This is a genomic window from Paraburkholderia fungorum, assembly GCF_900099835.1.
In the GTDB taxonomy this organism is placed as follows: Bacteria; Pseudomonadota; Gammaproteobacteria; order Burkholderiales; family Burkholderiaceae; genus Paraburkholderia; species Paraburkholderia fungorum_A.
Window position 1 is genome coordinate 553,760 of the sequence record NZ_FNKP01000001.1, and the last position, 18,796, is coordinate 572,555.

Annotated in this window: 18 protein-coding genes; 5 read left to right on the forward strand and 13 right to left on the reverse strand. The window is 62.7% G+C overall.

The window, feature by feature from the left end; all coding sequences use genetic code 11:
- Positions 1-31: 31 nt before the first annotated feature.
- From BLS41_RS02500 to BLS41_RS02525, 6 genes are all read right to left on the reverse strand, one after another.
- Complete coding sequence (locus tag BLS41_RS02500; protein WP_074762794.1) at positions 32-262, reverse strand: hypothetical protein; 231 nt, start codon at positions 260-262, stop codon at positions 32-34.
- Between the two features lie 129 nt (positions 263-391).
- On the reverse strand, positions 392-1,300 hold the full coding sequence (locus BLS41_RS02505; protein ID WP_074762795.1) for a carbohydrate kinase family protein: 909 nt from the start codon (positions 1,298-1,300) through the stop codon (positions 392-394).
- The gene (locus BLS41_RS02510) at positions 1,297-2,580 is read right to left on the reverse strand and encodes an AGE family epimerase/isomerase (protein ID WP_074762796.1); all 1,284 of its coding nucleotides are present in this window, start codon (positions 2,578-2,580) and stop codon (positions 1,297-1,299) included. The genes BLS41_RS02505 and BLS41_RS02510 overlap by 4 nt, the downstream gene beginning before the upstream one ends.
- On the reverse strand, positions 2,577-3,563 hold the full coding sequence (locus BLS41_RS02515; RefSeq protein ID WP_074762797.1) for a LacI family DNA-binding transcriptional regulator: 987 nt from the start codon (positions 3,561-3,563) through the stop codon (positions 2,577-2,579). The genes BLS41_RS02510 and BLS41_RS02515 overlap by 4 nt, the downstream gene beginning before the upstream one ends.
- A gap of 213 nt (positions 3,564-3,776) precedes the next feature.
- On the reverse strand, positions 3,777-5,624 hold the full coding sequence (locus BLS41_RS02520; protein WP_074762798.1) for an EAL domain-containing protein: 1,848 nt from the start codon (positions 5,622-5,624) through the stop codon (positions 3,777-3,779).
- 272 nt (positions 5,625-5,896) lie between these two features.
- On the reverse strand, positions 5,897-6,925 hold the full coding sequence (locus tag BLS41_RS02525; RefSeq protein ID WP_074762799.1) for a bile acid:sodium symporter family protein: 1,029 nt from the start codon (positions 6,923-6,925) through the stop codon (positions 5,897-5,899).
- 575 nt (positions 6,926-7,500) lie between these two features.
- On the opposite strand from BLS41_RS02525, the gene BLS41_RS02530 reads away from it, so the two are divergent.
- From BLS41_RS02530 to BLS41_RS02540, 3 genes are all read left to right on the forward strand, one after another.
- Complete coding sequence (locus tag BLS41_RS02530; protein ID WP_436971993.1) at positions 7,501-8,103, forward strand: hypothetical protein; 603 nt, start codon at positions 7,501-7,503, stop codon at positions 8,101-8,103.
- 614 nt (positions 8,104-8,717) lie between these two features.
- On the forward strand, positions 8,718-9,803 hold the full coding sequence (locus BLS41_RS02535) for a porin (protein ID WP_074762800.1): 1,086 nt from the start codon (positions 8,718-8,720) through the stop codon (positions 9,801-9,803).
- A 209-nt stretch (positions 9,804-10,012) separates the two neighbouring features.
- Entirely contained in the window at positions 10,013-10,945 is a 933-nt protein-coding gene (locus tag BLS41_RS02540) for a LysR family transcriptional regulator (RefSeq protein WP_074762801.1), read from the forward strand.
- 192 nt (positions 10,946-11,137) lie between these two features.
- Here BLS41_RS02540 and BLS41_RS02545 read toward each other — a convergent pair whose 3' ends face one another.
- The gene (locus BLS41_RS02545; protein WP_074762802.1) at positions 11,138-12,097 is read right to left on the reverse strand and encodes an NAD(P)H-dependent flavin oxidoreductase; all 960 of its coding nucleotides are present in this window, start codon (positions 12,095-12,097) and stop codon (positions 11,138-11,140) included.
- Between the two features lie 353 nt (positions 12,098-12,450).
- On the opposite strand from BLS41_RS02545, the gene BLS41_RS02550 reads away from it, so the two are divergent.
- Positions 12,451-13,341 carry an alpha/beta fold hydrolase gene (locus tag BLS41_RS02550; RefSeq protein WP_074762803.1) on the forward strand — a complete coding sequence of 297 codons (891 nt, stop codon included), beginning with the start codon at positions 12,451-12,453 and terminating at the stop codon, positions 13,339-13,341.
- Positions 13,342-13,628: 287 nt separating this feature from the next.
- Here the strand turns inward: BLS41_RS02550 and BLS41_RS02555 are convergent, their stop codons facing one another.
- Genes BLS41_RS02555 through BLS41_RS02580 form a run of 6 tightly spaced genes read right to left on the reverse strand, consistent with a single transcriptional unit; the run spans position 13,629 to position 17,790 of the window.
- Positions 13,629-14,549 carry an MBL fold metallo-hydrolase gene (locus BLS41_RS02555; RefSeq protein ID WP_074762804.1) on the reverse strand — a complete coding sequence of 307 codons (921 nt, stop codon included), beginning with the start codon at positions 14,547-14,549 and terminating at the stop codon, positions 13,629-13,631.
- On the reverse strand, positions 14,546-15,022 hold the full coding sequence (locus tag BLS41_RS02560) for a MaoC family dehydratase (protein WP_074762805.1): 477 nt from the start codon (positions 15,020-15,022) through the stop codon (positions 14,546-14,548). Before BLS41_RS02560 ends, BLS41_RS02555 begins: the two co-directional genes overlap by 4 nt.
- Positions 15,019-15,261, reverse strand: coding sequence for a DUF1289 domain-containing protein (locus BLS41_RS02565; protein ID WP_074762806.1), 243 nt, complete (start codon positions 15,259-15,261; stop codon positions 15,019-15,021). The genes BLS41_RS02560 and BLS41_RS02565 overlap by 4 nt, the downstream gene beginning before the upstream one ends.
- A 31-nt stretch (positions 15,262-15,292) precedes the next feature.
- The gene (locus tag BLS41_RS02570) at positions 15,293-15,814 is read right to left on the reverse strand and encodes a YbaK/EbsC family protein (protein WP_074762807.1); all 522 of its coding nucleotides are present in this window, start codon (positions 15,812-15,814) and stop codon (positions 15,293-15,295) included.
- A 52-nt stretch (positions 15,815-15,866) separates the two neighbouring features.
- The gene (locus BLS41_RS02575) at positions 15,867-16,793 is read right to left on the reverse strand and encodes a hydroxymethylglutaryl-CoA lyase (RefSeq protein WP_074762808.1); all 927 of its coding nucleotides are present in this window, start codon (positions 16,791-16,793) and stop codon (positions 15,867-15,869) included.
- Between the two features lie 55 nt (positions 16,794-16,848).
- Positions 16,849-17,790: a 2-hydroxyacid dehydrogenase gene (locus BLS41_RS02580; protein ID WP_074762809.1), complete on the reverse strand. Its 942-nt coding sequence runs from the start codon at positions 17,788-17,790 to the stop codon at positions 16,849-16,851.
- A gap of 326 nt (positions 17,791-18,116) precedes the next feature.
- On the opposite strand from BLS41_RS02580, the gene BLS41_RS02585 reads away from it, so the two are divergent.
- Positions 18,117-18,719, forward strand: coding sequence for an RBBP9/YdeN family alpha/beta hydrolase (locus BLS41_RS02585; RefSeq protein WP_074762810.1), 603 nt, complete (start codon positions 18,117-18,119; stop codon positions 18,717-18,719).
- The last annotated feature ends 77 nt before the right edge of the window (positions 18,720-18,796 follow it).

Below are 18,796 nucleotides of genomic sequence, written 5' to 3' on the forward strand. Positions count from 1 at the left end.
GCGCCGCGCGGCAAACGCAGCGCCTGCGCGTCTACAGTTCGATTTCCCCGAGGATGCGGTGCGCGAGCGCCTTGGCTTCTTCCAGCGCTTCTTCCGGTGTCGACGAGGTGGCTTCTACTTCGTATTGCGTAGTTTCCTGATCGGAGCCGGAGTCGCCGTCGTCGCGCGAGAGGGTGACCACGCCCTGCCAACTATCCGCGCCGACCTGTCTGATCGACGCGGTGGCCGTGTAGATGCCTTTGGTGTAGGTGATGTCGTCCATAACGTCGCTCCGTCTTCCAAAGGTTTCGGTTTTTCATCGTAGCACGATGATGGAGCTTCGTTTTCCCGCCATGCGGCGGTGGGCGGCGCTCCTGTCGCATGACAATGCGCGCCGCACATGGCACCCGAATTACAGCAGCGCGACCACTTCGTCGAGCGACGGCGCATGCGCGCCCGAATGGCGGCAGGCCGCAGCTCCTGCCGCCAGCGCGAAGCCGAGATGCTCGGACCAGCCGCGTTGCGGCGCGGTCATCAGGCTGAACAGCAAGCCGCCGATCGACGCGTCGCCGGCACCGACGGTGTCGACCACTTCGACGCGCGGCGGACGTGCTTCGATCACCGCCGCACCGTCGATCAGCATCGCCGATTCCGGTCCGCGCGTGACCATCACGACCGCGGCCGGGTTCATCGCGCGCAATTGGGCGAGCGCGGCGGCTTCGTCGTCGGTCTTGAACAGCAGGCGCAAGTCTTCGTCGGATACCTTGATCAGATCAGCCAGCGCGGCCATTTTGCGGAGCGTCGGCTCGTAACCGTGTTCCATCAGATTGCGGTAGTTCGGATCGAAGCTGATCTTCACGCCACGCGAACGCAACTCGGCAGCCAACGCGGCCAGCGTATCGCCGAGCGGCTGACGCACGAGGCTGATGCAACCGAAGTGCGCCCACTTCACATGCGCCATCCAGCCAGCCGGCAGCTTCGCGGGATCGAACGCGAGATCGGCGCCGTTTTCGCCCATGAAAAAGTACGCCGGCGGATGGGTCTGATGAACGATCGCCAGCAAAGGCGGCCGCTCGACGCGCTGCAAAAAGCGCATGTCGAGACCGGCGGCGACGCTCGCGTTCCACAAGTCGTCGGAGAAATTGTCGACGCCGAGCGAGCCCGCGCTCGCGGTTGGCAAGCCGAGCCGCGCGACGCAGCGCGCGACGTTCCAGCCCGCACCGCCCGGGTGCGACAGCCATTGCGACGCGCCGGTCCGGACGAGATCGGTGAGGATGTCGCCCGCCGAAACGAAGAGGGGAAACTCTGGGGTCGCGCTCATTGTGCTTTCTCCACGGACTCAGAAGAAGTGGCCGCGCCGTCGGGCAACGCGTGAGCGAGCACTTCGTAGCACGCGCCCATCGTGTGATAGTCGGTCTTGCCGGCCGGGCTCTTTTCGTCGCTGTACTTGCGGTTGTCGCAGGTGAGGATGCGATACCACGCGCCGTACTGGTGATCGACGAAATGCGTCCAGCTATAGCGCCAGATCTCGTCGTACCAGTCCCAGAAACGCTCATTGCCGGTGCGCTTGCCGAGCAGCGCGGCGGTCGCGAAAGTCTCGGCCTGGACCCAGAAATACTTGTCGTGATCGCAGACGGTGCCGTCCGGGCCGAAGCCGTAATAGAGGCCGCCGTGGTTTTCGTCCCACGCGTGCGTCATCGCGGCGTCGAACAGTTCGATCGCGCGCGGCAACAGCCACGGCAGCGGCCGGAAGCGTTCGAGAATCAGCAGCAGCTTCGCCCATTCCGTCTGATGTCCCGGCTGGAAACCCCACGGGCGGAAGATGTTCGAGCTGTCTTCTTCGTTGTAATGCCAGTCGACCGACCAGTCCGCGTAAAAGTGCTCCCACACCAGACCCTGCGACAGCTTCGCCTGACGCAGCGTGATGTTCGACGCGACCCGCTCGGCGCGGTCCAGATAAACGAGATGGCCGGTCGCTTCGTGCGCGGCCAGCAGCGCCTCGGTGGTGTGCATGTTCGCGTTTTGCCCGCGATACGAACTGACCCGCCATTCGGGCGATGCTTCATCGGCATAGAGACCGGCGGCGGCGTCCCAGAAGCGGTGTTCCATCAGCTCGAAGGTCGCGCCGATCATCGGCTTCGCTTCTTCGATGCCGGCCATCGCCGCATGCGAATACGCGAGCAGCACGAACGCGAGGCCATAGCAATGACGCGTGGCGTCGAGCGTGCGCTTATGGCCGTCGCGCCATTCGAGTTCCCAGTCGTAACCTTCGTGCTGCGCGTCCCAATGCGCGTCGCGCAGAAAGCGCAAACCGTGACGCGCGTATTCGAGGTGCTTCGGGTCGCCGAACTGGCGATACGCCATCGCGTAATTGAACACGTAACGGCAGCTGCTCACCAGGTGGCGCGTGGTTCTGTCGTAGATCGAACCGTCGTCGCGGAAGAAATGGTAGAAGCCGCCGCTCGGGTCGAACACGTTCGGCGCGTAGAAATTCAGCGTGTCCTCGACATGCGAGAGCAGAAAGTCGCGGCTGCGGAAACTCTCGACAGGCGGCACCGCAGCGGCGTTGTTAGCAGGATGAAGCGGATCGGATTGCGTCATGGCGTTTTCACCAGCGTACTGGCGCGGGCAATGAGTTGAACGGGCAAGCGGACTTCCAGCTCGGCGGGCGCTTCTTCAAGCAGTAGTTCGACGCCGCGCCGGCCGAGCGCTTCCTTGTCGACGGAGAGCGTCGAAAGCGGCGGTGTGGCATGCGCGGCGGCAGGGATATCGTCGAAACCGATGATCGCGATGTCTTCGGGCACGCGCAAGCCGCGCGCGTGGCAAACGCGCAGCGCGGCGAGCGCGGCGGCGTCGTTATAGGCAAATACAGCGTCGGGGCGCGGGCCGGGTGCATCGAGCAGCCGATGCATCGCGCGCGCCGCGCCGGTGTCGGGGTCGAGGCCTGCGTCGATCGTCAGTTCCAGCGACGGGTCGAACAGCAGCCCCGCTTCGAAAAACGCCTTGCGGTAGCCGAGCGCGCGCTGCGCGATGCTGAAGTGCGCGAGCGACCCGCCGATAAACGCAATGCGCTTGCGTCCCTGTTCGAACAGGTGCCGCATGGCCAGCATCGCACCCGCGACATTGTCGAGATTCACCGAGCGCAGGCCGGGCGCCCACAGGTCGATCAGCACCAGCGGGCGCTGCATGGCGACCAGCGTGGTCAGCGTTTCCGGTTCGACGAACCCGGCGATGGCGACCGCGTCCGGCGCGTGCAGGCGCATCTGCTGGATCACGTCTTCGGTCGGGCCAGCGGTCAGCACCGACGGCACGATGCCGCGCTCGCGGCAGGCGTCTTCCACGCCGTGCAGCACGTGCGAAAAGAACGGGCTGGCCGCGAAGTTATTGTGCTGACGATGCAGCAGGAAGGTCAGTCGACGGATGCGCGGGCGCAATTGCGCCGCGTCGTAGCCAAGTTGGCGCGCGGTTTCGACGACGCGCTCGCGGGTGGCTTCGGAGAGCCCGGGCTGATTCTTCAAGGCCCGGGAGACGGTGCCGATCGACACGCTGGCCGCTCGGGCGACATCGCGGATGGTTGTGGCCATCGAATGAAGCGGCACGCCAAGGTGCGGCCGCGGGGTGTTGGGGTTCGGGCGATTGTATAGTAAAACGCTGCTAAAACTGCCCGCCCAAGGTGCCGAAGACACCCGGAAATACCCGTAGATGTTGACGCTGGCTCGGAATATGCTGTTTAGTAAAACAAGCTAAACACGTTGCTCGCGTGACCGAAGCCTGGCCTCGATCCTGGCCTTGCTCAATCAGGCATCCAGCGGCGCAGCTTCACGCTGTCCCTTCAACAACACCGCGCTTTCGTCGGCGTCGATCAGCACTAAACCGCTGCTCTCGTGTTTGGCGCGCCGCTTCGCCACCGCGGCGATCGACGCGATCTGTTCGCTGTTGTATGGCGTGACGTCGCTTGCCGGTTCGACGCGCACACAGCCAATCGCCATCGTCACAAAGCCGAAGAAGGTCGGATTGCCGCGCCGGTCTTCTCCGTGGATGCCGCCGGCAAGCCGGTCCGCCGGCGCGTAAAAGCGCTGCGCGCCTTCGTTGAACAGATGGATCGCGCGCAACACGCGCTCGCGCCAGTCGTCGCTCTGGAACAGGATCAGGAAGTCGTCGCCGCCTACGTGTCCGAGGAAGTCGCGGGTCGGCTCGCACACGTCGGCGAGCACGGCGGCGGCGAGTTTCAGCACTTCGTCGCCTTGCCAGTAGCCGTATTGGTCGTTGAACGGCTTGAAGTGGTTCAGATCCACGTAGCACGCATGGAAACCGGCCTGGTTGTCCAGTAGCCGCGCAATGTGCGAACTGATCGGGATATTGCCCGGCAGAAAGGTCAGCGGATTCGCGTAGCGCGCCGCTTCGAGACGGACTTCGGTGACCGCGCGCACCAGGCTTTCGCCCGTGCCGAGGCCCGCGTATTTGCCGTTCTCGGTAATCACGAAGCCGTCCGCGAGATAGCGCTGATCGTCGCTGGCGAGAAGCCGCGCCATCTGCTCGACCGTCATCGATTTCTCGATCAGGACCGGCGACGCATTCGCAAACTGCATGCACGGCTTCTTGCCGAACAGCTCGCGGTGATACGGCAGCGCATAGCGGTCCATGAAACTGCGCCGGTTGATCAGCGCGACCGGTTCGTCGCTTTCGATCACCGCCACCGCGTGCAGTTCGGGCAGGCGATTGAACAGGTCGAGCACGTTGTTATTGGTCGCGTGACGCGGCAGCGCGGGCGCGTGGACCAGCATCCTCTCCGACGCCATGCCGCCCGACGGCGACGCGCTGCTGACCGCGCGCGTGGTCTCCGGGAACACGGCGATGTGCCCGGCGCGCATCGCGTCGCGGGCCGCTTCGCTCACCTTGAGCGCAGGTTGCGCGTGCGGACGGCCGAAGAAAAAGCCTTGCCCGTAGCCGATCCCCATGTCGCGCACCACGATCAGATCCGCTTCGTTCTCGATGCCCTCGGCCACCAGCTGCGCGCCGCTCGCTTTCGCGAAGTGCTGCATCGCGCGGACGGCCTCGAACTTGAGCGGATCGCTGGCGATGTCGTGAATGAAGAAGCGGTCGATTTTCACGACGTCCGGTTGCAGCCGTACCCACAGATTCATGCTGGCGTTCGCGGTGCCGTAGTCGTCGAGCGCGAATTGCGCGCCGGTATCGCGCAACGCCGCGACGACCGGCGCGAAGTCGGCCATGTCGGGAATCGCACTTTGCTCGGTCAACTCGATCACGATCCGCTGCGGATCGATGCCGCAATCGCGCAGCAGCGCCAGAGTGTCTTCGCGTGCGGCGGCCAGCTGGCGGATCGCGCCCGCGCTGAAATTGAGGAACAGCTTGCCGGCGGTATCGAGTTTCGCGAACGTTTCGATACAGGTGCGCGCGGCAGCGCGCTCCAGTTCGATCGCGCAACCTTCGGCCAGCGCCTGCGAAAACAGCGCGAACGGCGCTTCGAGCGGTGTGCCCGCCGGGCCGCGAATCAAGCCTTCGTAGCCGAGGATCGCCCCGTCTTCGAACTCCACGATCGGCTGGAACACGGCGGACAGCTCACGCCGGGCGATCAACTCCTCGATGCGCGGCGCAGCGGATCGGGAGGGCGAACGAGGTTGCATGGCAGGAGGGCGTAGCGATCGATCTACGGCTTATCGGCGATTCCAGTTTCGAAGTTAAGTGAATTTTTAATGAAATTAAGCACTGTTGTGGTGCTTCGGAGCATTTCTGAGATGCGGTCGGCGGCCGATTGAGAAACGTCTTATGCCATCAGGCTGAGGCGACAGCGCGGGCGTTTGGGCGTGAAATAACAAAAAAGCCGCACGAGGCGGCTTTCTTCACATGACGCTCAGGGAGGGCGCTTATGAACGTTCTGTTTGCATTGCGCGCGTATTTACCGACGCGCGACGGCGGCAGCAGCCCGCTCGCGCGAGGCGGGGTGAGTCTCGCCGCTGATATCGCGCGCGCCCCAGCGCTGCGCGAGCGCGGCGCACACCATCAGCTGGATCTGGTGGAACAGCATCAGCGGCAACACGACGGCGCCCACCGCGTGCGAGGCGAAGATGACCTTGGCCATCGGCACGCCGGCCGCGAGGCTCTTCTTCGAGCCGCAGAAAATGATGGTGATCTGATCGGCGCGGTTGAAGCCGAGCCGCTTGCTGACGAAGATCGTCAGGCCCAGCGCCAGCGCGAGCAGCACGGCGCACACCACCAGCAGACCGCCGAGCGCGGACAGCGGAATCTGATGCCACAAGCCTTCGTTCACCGCCTCGCTGAACGCGCCGTACACCACCAGCAGGATCGAACCCTGGTCGACGAACTTCAGCACGCCGCGATTGCGCTCGATCCACTTGCCGATGAGCGGACGCAGCAGTTGACCGGCTACGAACGGCACCAGCAGTTGCAGCACGATGTTGCCCACCGTATGCCACGGCGAAGCGCCGCCGCCGGCAGCCTGATTGGTAACGACGACGCTGACGAGCGCGGGAGTGATGAAGATGCCGAGCAGGCTGGACGCGGACGCGCTACATACCGCCGCCGGCACGTTGCCTTTGGCGATGGAAGTAAACGCGATAGACGACTGGACAGTCGACGGCAGCGTGCAGAGGAAGAGGACCCCCGCATAGAGCGCCGGCGTGACAAGTGGCGAAAGGATCGGTTTAAGCGCGAAGCCGAGCAGCGGAAAGAGCGCGAACGTGCTGAGAAGTACGACCAGATGGAGCCGCCAGTGCGTCGCGCCCGCAACGATCGCTTCGCGTGAGAGCTTGGCACCGTGCAGAAAGAACAGCAGGCCGACCGCCACGTTCGTCACCCAGTTGAAGCCGATGGCGGCCTGCCCGTGAACCGGCAGCAGGCTGGCGAGGATCACGGTGCCAACCAGGCACAGCGTGAAGTTATCGGGAAGCAGTTTCGGGCGAGCCATGTCGGAATCTCGATTCGGTGATGCGCACTGGCGCGGAAGGGGCGCGTAACAGCGCCACCTTAGGCTATGGGAAACGGCTATTGTTGTTGAAAATCGATTGAAAAAGCAAATTCATTTGCCGAATCGATTAATGAATGTTGTGCATTAAGAATGTCGTGTTAGCAGGACTTGATGGAATGCTTCGGGCCGTCTTTCAGTATTGGTCAGGGTGTCGGATTGGTCCATCCTGTTTTGACAATCGGAAGCAAAAGTGGTGGCTGGAAGAAGCGCCGATTCGTCATACGCGAGAGCGTTTCGCAGGGTGCCGAAAAGCCCTGCCGCCAAGCTGTTCCGATGCGTTCGCGCAAGTGCTGTGTCGCACAAAAACGTCGCAGTAACAAGGTGTTACATCCAGGGAGGAGGCCTAACACTTTTTGGCTCGACACCCTCCGCCGACGCCCATAAATTACGGTTCAAAGGCCGTCGGGATACCACGCACCGCGAATCGAACGCGTTGTTCGTAGCGTCCCAGAACAAGTCCGTTGCAGCTCGAACGGCGGACTTCAGGCAAGTCTTCGGGCGTGAGAGTCACCAAGGTGGACGGGTTGTCGAGAACGAAGCACTGGGCGCTGGGCGCGGTTATTGCCGTGTTGTGCTCGTTCGTCCATGCAAAAGGACCGGGCGTGCCGCACGGCGGCGGTGGTTTTTCCGGTATGCATTCGGGTGCTTCCCCGGGTGCTTCCTATTCGCATGCGCCGGATCGCTCCATGCGTGCGGACATGCGCGGCGGCGGTAACGTCCGTTACTCGGGTGCGCCTGCAGCAAGATCAGGCCGATATCAGGCGGCTGATCGCAATGCACGAGCATCGCGTGGCGCCGCAAACTATGCCAGCGACAGGTATGCCGACGGTTTTCACGGTGCCAATGGTTTTGGTGTCTATAGTCCCAGCGTGCGCGGCCTCACCACACCGTCCCATTATCCCGATGACGGCCGTGGCCGCATGCAGTACGCCGGCGCAATTACGCAGGTTAGCGCCGAGTCCCGCTCGGTGCCGCGACCGCCTCCCAATGCGCCCATGCGCTCCGGTTCGATTCGCGCCGACGTCGCCCGCTATAACGAAGAGCGTGGTGCTTCACGTGTGATGCAGCGTCAGAGTGACGATCCGCGTCAGCCGGAAGGGTCGCCGTACCGTAACTAGTAGTTCAAGCGGGTTCTCCGCAGACCTGTATTTAACTTCATCAATTCAGATAGCTGACCGGTACGATTACTGCGCGATAATTTCGCGCGTCCTGTTTCCTGTTCGCCGCCTCTGCTGCAAAAATTCAAGCTGCAATCCTCGCTCGATCGGCTCGTTTTTGCCGCGTCGCTCAGCTTTCCGCGCTCGTCCGCTTTAATCCGCCACTAATCCCGCCGCTCAATGTGACGTTTCGACGCCACACTTTTTTGAAAACGCTCGGCAGTCATACCCTTCCCGTCGTCAAATCTCACCCGTTCTGCGGCAGTGCGTCATTCGTATGTCATCAGATGTCTGAAAGCGCCGCGTAGCTTGGCCTCCAGGCCATTTTGCGCGATGCAGCGAATTCGATCGCGACGCCGTGCGGATGACGAAGACTGCAGCTGTAGCAGGTCGATAAGCGACAAAACTAATCAGACCGATATACCCGCAATAACCAACGATATTTTTGTCCATAAAAATGGTCCGCAAAGATGGTCCCGCCCAGCTTGGTTCGACGATCGAACGGACAACAACAAAAGTTCACGCGAGCTCCCTTTCGCACAGCCACACCTTTTTTGACAAAGACAGGAGAACCCATGAAAACAAGCAACAGCAGTGCGCTGAAGACCATCCTCAAGGCAACCGCGTGTGCCGCTCTGCTGGCCAGTGCATCGTCTGCTTTTGCGCAATCGAGCGTGCAGCTTTACGGTCAGGTCGACGAATGGGTCGGCTCGCAAAAATTCCCCGGCGGAAAAAGCGCAGCAGTGGTGTCCGGCGGCGGTATGTCGACGTCGTACTGGGGCTTGAAGGGTTCTGAAGATCTGGGTAACGGCTACAAGGCGATTTTCGCGCTGGAAGGCTTCTTCCTCGCGCAGAACGGCCAGTACGGCCGCTTCACCGGCGACACGATGTTTTCGCGTAACGCGTACGTGGGCATCGAATCGCCGTACGGTACGATCACCGCCGGCCGTCTGACGACGCCGCTGTTCGTGTCGACGATTCTGTTCAACCCGTTCGTCGACTCGTATGTGTTCTCGCCGATGATTTACCACACGTACCTCGGCCTCGGCACGTTCCCGACGTACTCGACGGACCAGGGCGTGACCGGCGACTCGGGCTGGAGCAACGCGGTGCAGTACTCGTCGCCGAACTTCAACGGTTTGAGCGCGACGGCAATGTACGCACTTGGCAACACGACCGAAAACGGCGCGAAGAAGTGGAGCGGCCAGGTGCTGTACTTCCACGGCCCGTTTGCGGCGACGGCGGTGTACCAGTACGTGAACTTCAACAACACGCCGGGCGACCTGGGCAGCTTCGACACGTCGGGCGTGCCGGGCCTGAAGAGCCAGAGCGTCGGCCAAGTCGGTGTCTCGTACGACCTGAAGTTCGTCAAGCTCTACGGTCAGTACATGTACACGTACAACGACCAGCAGGTCACGAGCTGGCACGTGAACACGGGACAAGGCGGCGTGACGGTGCCGTTCGGCCCGGGCTCGATCATGGCGTCGTACGCGTATTCGCGTAACGGCGGCGGTTCGAACCAGACGCGTCAGACGGCGGCAGCGGGTTACGACTACCCGCTCTCGAAGCGCACGGACGTCTACGCGGCTTATCTGTACGACCACATCACCGGCCAGTCGAGCGGCAATACGTACGGCGTCGGTCTGCGCGCGAAATTCTAAACGCGTCGATCCTGCCAGGTGGCGTCTGCTTGCAGACGCCACCTGGCGGTTGGTCAATCAGCACAATTAGCATCCTCCTTTCAAAAGCCCGCCTTCTTCCGAAGGCGGGCTTTTGCGCTTCTGGAACTGACCCAGTGCGAGGTTTGCCGACCATCTTTTGATAAACGCGGCAAAATGTCGTCGATTAATTCCTGAAGCGAGCGATTGAGATGGATACCCTCGTCAGCATGAAAGTGTTCCGCCATGTGGTCGAAGTCGGCAGTTTTGTCGGCGCGGCCGAGCGGATGGAGATGTCGGCGGCGATGGCGAGCAAGCACGTGATGCATCTCGAACAGCAACTCGGCGCGCGTCTGCTGAACCGCACCACGCGGCGCGTCGCTCCGACCGAGGCGGGGCGCGAATACTACGAGCGGCTGAGCCAGGCGCTCACCGAGCTCGACGAAGCGGGTCAGGTGGTCGGCGCGGCGAGCGTCGTGCCGCAGGGGCGCTTACGGGTGTCGTCGCTGTCGGCGTTCGGCTTGAGCTATGTGATGGCGGCGGTCGGCGACTACGCCGCGCAATATCCGCAAGTCACCGTCGATATGACCTTGTCCGACCGCGTGGTCGAACTGATCGACGAGGGTTTTGATGTCGCGATCCGGGCTTCGCCGAGCGGGCTGAAGTCGTCGTCGCTGATCGCGCGGCAGATCGCGACGGCGCATCTCGTGCTGTGCGCGTCGCCCGCGTATTTGCGACGGCACGGCACGCCGAAGAGCGTCGCCGATCTCGCGCGCCACAACTATTTGCAGTACGCAGGCGTGTCGGTGCCTGAAATCGCGACCGGCGAGACCTCGCCGCGTGTGCGTCTGTCGGGCAATCTGATCGTCAATCATCTGGAGGCGCAGCGCGTGCTCGTGCTGCAGGGCGCGGGTATCGCGATGCTCGGCACCGAGGTGATCGGCCCGGATCTGGCCGAGGGTCGCCTCGTGCCGCTGCTGGTGGACGAAGTGCCGCCACGCGAGCTGCCGATTCACGTGGTGTATGCAAGCCGGCGGCATTTGTCGGCGAAGGTGCGTTCGTTCGTCGACTTTCTCGCTGAGCGGTTCACGAACGAGTCGCTGTGGCCGTCGCTTGAGCAGATCAGGGAGTTGGCGGTGGGGTAGCGGGGTGTTGCGGGCGGCTTGTATTCGACGCCTCGCAGCCAGTCATTGCTGGCGGGTGCAACTGGCGAAGGACTTAGCCTGTCGCCGAGCGTCTGCGGGAATTTTTTAAGCCGAGGTTCGACCTGATCTTAATGAACCCCGGCATCTCACCCAACCAACAACCCCATCAGGTGAGCACTCAGTCATCGCCCCTTAGCGCGCAATTCCCAGCCGCGCCTTCGCGTCGTCATATTCCTTCTTCAGACGCTGCACCAGTTCACCCACGCTCGGCACGTCGTCCATCAGACCGACGCCCTGGCCTGCGCCCCAGATGTCTTTCCACGCCTTCGCCTTGTCGCTGGCGAAGTTCATCGCACTCTTGTCCGACTCCGGCAGCGCGTCCGGGTCCAGCCCCGCGTTCACGATGCTTTCGCGGATGTAGTTGCCGTGCACGCCGGTGAACAGGTTCGTGTAGATGATGTCCGACGCGTTGGAATTGACGATCGCCTGCTTGTAGCTCTCGACCGCGTGCGCTTCCTGGGTCGCGATAAAACGCGTGCCCATGTAGGCGAGGTCCGCGCCCATTGCCTGCGCGGCGAGAATCGAGCCGCCGTTGGCGATCGAGCCGGACAACACGATCGGGCCGTCGAACATGCGCCGCACTTCGCCGACCAGCGCGAACGGCGAGGTCGTGCCCGCGTGGCCGCCCGCGCCGGACGCCACCAGGATCAGACCGTCGACGCCCGCTTCGAGCGCCTTCTGCGCGTGGCGCAGGTTGATCACGTCGTGCAGCACGATGCCGCCGTAGCTGTGCACCGCGTCGACGATTTCACGCGCGGGCGCGCGCAGGCTCGTGATGAAAATCGGCACCTTGTGTTCGACGCACACGCGCACGTCGTGCTCGAGCCGAGTATTCGACTGATGGACGATCTGGTTGACCGCAATCGGCCCGATGATCGCGTCGGGATGGGCGGCCTTGTGTTCGGCGAGTTGTGCCTGGATCTGCGTGAGCCATTCGTCGAGCAGTTCTGCGGGGCGCGCGTTCAGCGCCGGGAACGAACCGACGATCCCGGCCTTACATTGGGCCAACACGAGTTCGGGATAGCTGACGATGAACATCGGCGAAGCGACGACCGGCAACGCTAGGTTTTGCAGAACGGCGGGCAATGCCATAGTGCGAGTCTCCTGATTTGGACGAACCGGCGCGACGTTGAGCGCCCGGCGTTTGATGAGTTTAGCGGCACATGGAACGGCGCATATGGCGGCGCAGCCAGCGTGCAGTTCGCCGCGACTGACCGGCGTTCACACTGCCTTCACGACCACGCTTCCAGATGCAAAACCATGTCCGTCCGAAAATTTAAGAACGGTCGTTCGATTATAGGCGAAGCGTGACGCGTGCGCCGTGCGGCATCGTTTGGAACAGTTGGAAGGAGAGTTCAGTTTCTACGTTTGCGTGGGTTACCCCACTGGTGCGGACAGATTGCGCTTTTACAATGCTCGAACTCCCAAACGACAAGAGAGACGCCATGGCCTTCGAGAATTTCACGCCCTTTCGCGTCGCCGTGGGCGATGTCGACATTTTCGGAGTGAAGGGAGGCGCGGGGCCGCCATTGCTGCTGCTGCACGGTCATCCGCAGTCGCATCTGATCTGGCAGCGCTGCGCCGCTCGGCTGGCTGCGCACTTCACCGTGATCGCGACCGATCTGCGCGGTTACGGCGCGTCGGGCAAACCGGCCAGCGACGCCACGCACATGCCGTATTCCAAGCGCACGATGGCCGCCGATCAGGTCGCGGTGATGCGCCATTTCGGCTTCGATAAATTCCTCGTGTGCGCGCACGATCGCGGTGCGCGCGTCGCTCACCGGATGGCGCTCGATCATGCCGACGCCGTCGAGCGTCTGATGCTGCTCGACATCGCACCGACGCTGGCGATGTACGAAGCCACCGACCGCACGTTCGCGACGCACTATTTCCACTGGTTCTTCCTGATTCAACCCGAGCCGCTGCCCGAAACACTGATCGGCGCAAACCCGGCCGCTTACGTCGATGCGGTGATGGGCGGCCGTCACGCGGGACTCGCGCCGTTCGAACCCGCGTCACTCGACGCCTATCGCGCCGCGCTCGCGCAACCCGGCGCGGTGCATGCGATGTGCGAAGACTATCGCGCGTCGGCGAGCATCGATCTCGAGCACGACCGTGCCGATATCGAACGCGGTAACAAGATTGGTTGTCCGCTGCGCGTGCTGTGGGGCGATAAAGGCGTGATCGAAAAGTGCTTCGATGCGCTTGCCGAATGGCGTCGTGTGGCGCGCGACGTCAGTGGGCGTTCGCTGTCATGCGGGCATTACATACCCGAAGAGGCGTCGGACGAACTGGTTGCGGAGATGCTGTCTTTCTTCGAAGCAGTCGAGCAGTAAGTACCGAACGATGATACGGATTACGGAATAAATAAAAGGAGATCATTGTTCATATGAGCGGAGCAATGATCGTGACTCTGGCGACAGGAGACCTGCTGACAGAGGTGTCTGCGGATCTAAAACATAGCGTCAACATTCTGTAGGGAAATCACCGATGCGGTCCAAAAACCCGCGCGCGTATCATCCGTACAGACGCTGATCACGTCCGACAGAATTTCCGCCGCTCGCCTTGATGGTCGAGCGGCTTTCTTTTTGTGCCGACGGTTTTGTGCCGCCGCGCGAAGTCTTCACCGTTCACGCGCAAGAACCCGCGCACCGTCTATCTCCAGCGGCCCATTCTTCGCCGCAAGTTCATCGACAATATCCGCTATCAGCGCAGGCCATTGGTCTCGCGGCTTGAGTATCGATGCCGCGGCGCGCATGACGTCGGCGTCGTCGAGAAGCTCTTGCAGTTCGTCGAAACTCATTGCGCGGACGTCGAGCAGCTTGAATACGATCAACACCTTCAGCGCATTTTTCGCGTTGCGCGCGGGATCGGCACGCAACCATGCGAGCCGCGAAAACGCTCTTTCAAGCGCATGTTCGACATTCGTGAACGGTGCGCCATGACCGGGAATCACCACGCGCACATCCAGTTCCGCTATGGCTTCGAGCACGGCCTGCTGTTCAGCGAAACCGCTTTCGCCTTCCAGTTCAGGAAAGATCACGCCGAAGCCGTTTTCCCATAACGCGTCCGCGCTGATCAGGATGCATTCGTCCGCGCAATAAAGCATCAGCGAATGCGGGTCGTGACCGGGTGCGCCGAGCACTTGCCAATCGAGTGCGCCGAGCCGCAACGACGCGCCCGGTGCAATGGTGCCGTTGAAGGTGAAGCGGTCGCAGGTCTGGCCGGTCGCGCGAAATGTCAAACGTGCTTCGTCCCAGGCGCGAACGTTGCCGGCTTCCGATTCGGGGATCAACGTGCGGCACGGCCACGTTGCCTGCAATAGCGCGTTGCCGCCGCAGTGATCCGAATGAAGATGTGTGTTCACGATCAGATCGAGCGGTCGCGCGCCCAGTGTCTGCCGCACCAGCGCGAGCGTTTGCGGCGCGTGTGTCGCATAGCCTGTGTCGACGAGTGCCGTGCAATTTGCGTCGGTCAGCAGCACATTGTTCGACGACAGCCAGCCCCGTTCAAAAACGCGGATCGATTCCGGCAGCGCGATCATTGCGCGCCCATTTGCGCATCGACACGCGTGGACGCAGCTTCAGGTTTCGGCATCACCAGAATGGTCGACGTGCCGGTCAGCATCGTGTCGCCGCGTTGATTCACGACAGTGCCTTCAAGATGCGCGAGATCGCCGTTCAGGCTCGCCTTCCAGTGCGCGTCGCGCACGCGCCAGGTCATGGTTAGCGTGTCGTTCGCGTGAACCGCTTTTTTTAGCTTGATGTCGAACTCCAGGCCGAGCGGCTGCGCGTAAGTCGAAAAATGCGTGGCCAGCAGTGCCATGAAATGCGCGGTGGGCTGCGTGCCCGATGCAATCAATCCGCCGAAGCGGCTTTGCGCGGCATAGGCGTCGTCGTGATGCAGCGGGTTGAGGTCGTTGACGAGCGTGGCGAACGACTTCACCGAATCGGCCGATAACTCCAGCGTCGAACTGAAGCTCTCGCCAATCGTGACGATGCGTGGCGCGGCGGTCATTGCGGGCCTTTCGGTTGTTGCGCGTGCGTGGCCATGAACTGCGCGTGGCGCACTTCGATCTCGTCCCAGACCGCGCGTTTTTTATCGTCGTCGAATAGCGACCAGCCGGCGATTTCCTCGATGGTGCGCAGACACCCTTCGCACCATCCGGTCGACGCATCCATCCTGCACACGCTGATGCACGGCGACAGCACGGAGCCGTCGTCGTCCTCGTTATCGTTGCGCTCGCTGGGGGTCATCTCGTTAGCCTGTTACCCGTTCGGTTCCCCGTCACGCCGTTTCGCGCAGCGCCACGTCGACCACCGGCGCGCCCGTCAGCGTGACCAGTTCCTGCGCCGTCAGATTGAACACCGCATGCGGATGACCGGCGGCAGCCCACAGGCTGTCGAGCGCGAGCAGATCGGCGTCGATCAACGTAACGGGTTCGGTCGCGTGCCCGATCGGGCACACACCGCCAATCGCATAGCCCGTTTTTTCGCGGACAAACTTCGCGTCCGCCCGGCCGATCTCGCCGACGTGCGCGGCCACTTTCTTCTCATCCACGCGATTCGCGCCGCTGGCGACCACCAGTACCGGCGCATCGTCTTCACGGCGGCGAAACAGAATCGACTTGGCGATCTGCGCCACCGAGCAGCCGAGTCCGGCGGCGGCTTCGGCGGAAGTCTTGCCGGTCTCCGGCAGCATCACGATCCGGCCGGCGTGACCGCGTTCGCGCAGCAATTGCGCGACACGGCGAGCCGCGTCGGGTAGCGCGGTGAGATCGTCGGATTCGAGAGACGCGTAATCAGTCATCGTTTCAGGTCCTGATTGAGTGAGCGTGTTGCACAAAAAATTCGACGGAACGTCAGACGCAGTTCGCCGCTTCGCTGCGCGCCTTCGCGAGCAGCGCTTTACCGGCGCGCGACACGTTCGGGCGTCCGATCGACGTCGAAATGAAATCGCCGATCGCAACGACTTGCGCGAGGTCGATACCGGTCTCGATGCCGAGTCCGTTCATCAGATACAGCACGTCTTCGGTCGCGACATTGCCGGTCGCGCCCTTCGCATACGGACAGCCGCCGAGCCCCGCCACCGAAGCGTGATAAATCTCGATGCCTTCCTGCAACGCCGCGTAGATGTTCGCGAGCGCCTGGCCGTACGTATCGTGGAAATGGCCCGACAGACGCTCGCGCGCAAACACTCGGGTCACGGCGTCGAACACTTCGCGCGTGCGCTTCGGCGTGCCGACGCCAATCGTATCGGCGATATCGATTTCATCGCAGCCGAGCGCAGCGAAGCGTTCGACCACGTCCACCACCGACGCCACCGGCACCTCGCCCTGATACGGGCAGCCGAGCGCGCACGACACGCTGCCGCGAATCCGTATGCCATGTTCCTTCGCCGCCTGCGCAACCGGCGCGAAGCGGTCGATGCTTTCCGCGATGCTGCAATTGATGTTCTTCTGCGAAAACGCTTCGCTGGCCGCGCCGAAGATCACGATCTCGTCGGCACGCGCGGCGAGTGCGCCTTCGAAGCCACGCAGGTTCGGCGTCAGCACCGAGTAGATCGTGCCCGGACGACGCGCGATACCGGCCATCACGTCGGCGCCGTCGGCCATTTGCGGCACCCATTTCGGCGACACGAACGACGCTGCCTCGACATTGCGAATACCCGCCGCCGACAGACGGTCGATCAACTCGACCTTGGTCGCGGTGGGCACGAATTCTTTCTCGTTCTGCAGCCCGTCACGCGGACCGACTTCGACGATTTTCACTTGCTGTGGGAAGGTCATGTTCTGTCTCCTGCCGCGGTGGCGGCGCTTTTTCAGTCTGATTCCAAGGTGCCGGTCAGTATCCGCGTTCCAGATTCACCACGCCGCTCACGGCTTCACCGCGCATCAGCGCGTTGATTTTTCGCGCGACCTGCTCGACGCTTTCGCTGCGCAATGTCAGCGCGGAGACGTGCGGCGTGATCGTGATACGCGCTTCGCGCCAGAACGGATGATCGGGCGGCAACGGTTCTTCGTGGAACACGTCGAGCGTGGCGGCGCTTAGTTGGCCGCTTGCCAATGCATCGAGCAGATCCGCTTCGACCAGGTGCCCACCGCGCGCGACGTTGATCAGATACGCGCCGTGAGCGAGCTTCGCGAACACCTGTGCGTTCAGCACGCCGCGCGTGTCCGATGTATGCGGCAGCAGGTTCACGAGTACTTTCACGCCGTCGAGAAACGCGTCGAATTGCGCTTCGCCGGCGAAGGTCGTGATGCCGTCCACCTGCCTGGCGCTGCGGCTGTAGCCGCGCACCGGCATGCCGAACGACGCGACGGTTTGCGCAACGTGCGCGCCGAGTACGCCGAGTCCAAGCACTCCGACCGTAAAGCTGTCTCGCGGATGCGGTTCGAGCGCCTGCCAGCGGCGTTCGGCCTGCAGCGTCTGATATTCGTCGAATCGACGCAGATAGCGCAGCACCGCGTGCGCCACATACTCGGCCATTTGCGATGCCATGCCGCCATCTTCGAGACGGATCAATTGCGCGTTGCGCGGCAACGTGCCGGGATGGTCATGTTCGAGCGCGAGGATTGCGTCGACGCCCGCGCCGAGATTGAAGATCGCGCGCAAGTCGTCGCGGCCGGCCAGCATTTCATGCGGTGGCCGCCACACGACCGCGAAGTCGGCCGGCGCGGTATCGCCCGGTTGCCATTCGCGCAATTCGGCCTCGGGCAGCGCGCGGGCGAAATCGTGCAGCCACCCGGCAGCGTCGGCATGCGGCATGTAGAAGAGGATTTTCATACGGTCCTGGAGATGCCAGCGTTGCCCGGACGGATCGCGTCCGCGTCACGATACGACGGCTGCGCTGGTTCCGACGGCGCTTGCGGCATGAAGGCTCCTTCGTCGATGGAAGCTTCATTCTACTTTTTCGACGCCGATCGCGCGCGATTGCGAACGGACGTGCGGAACGGCGGCGCGCGCGCCAGTTGGGCACGCTGGTCCGATTTGCCACGGCGGCTACGGTGGTTGGCCGCATTTGCCCCATAACCAAAGCACAAAAACTTGGTTCATCCCCGAGGCTCGGCGCGTGACAATCATTTCCCGGATTCCCGCAGCGAGGCACCGACATGCTTTCATGCACCAAATCGACATGGCCGCCGCGACTCGTCACCGTTCCCGGCCTGCACGGCAGTGAAGGCGCGCATTGGCAGACATGGCTGGAGCGTCAGTTCGCGCGTTCGCTGCGCGTCGAGCAGGCCGATTGGGATGCACCCGATGTCGCGCAATGGGCCCAGTCGTTGCGCGATCTGCTCGCGCGCGAGCGCGGGCCGTTCGTGCTGGCCGCGCATAGCTTCGGCTGCCTGGCGACCGCGCATGCGTTGGCGCAGTCGTCGTATGCGAACGATGTCGTCGGCGTGCTGTTCGTCGCGCCCGCGAGTCCGCAGAAATTCGCGTTTGCCGGACCTTTCGAGGCGCGGCGTCTCGGCGTGCCGTCGATTCTGATCGGCAGCGAAACCGATCCGTGGATGTCGCTGGCCGGTTCGCGCGAACTTGCGCAGCGCTTCGGCAGCGCGTTCGTGAATCTCGGCGATGCAGGGCATATCAACACGGCAGCCGGTTATGGTCCGTGGCCGCGCGCAAAATATTTCATCGATACGCTCGTGCATTGCGCTGCACCGCTGCGCTTTCGCGAAGACACATTCGAGGTCGCGCAGCACGCGTTCGTTTGAACGAAATCGGTGGGCATTGCGGCGCATTGAAAACCTGTCAAAAGACGCGCCGGGACCGCGGCCGAGCTGGTAAGCAA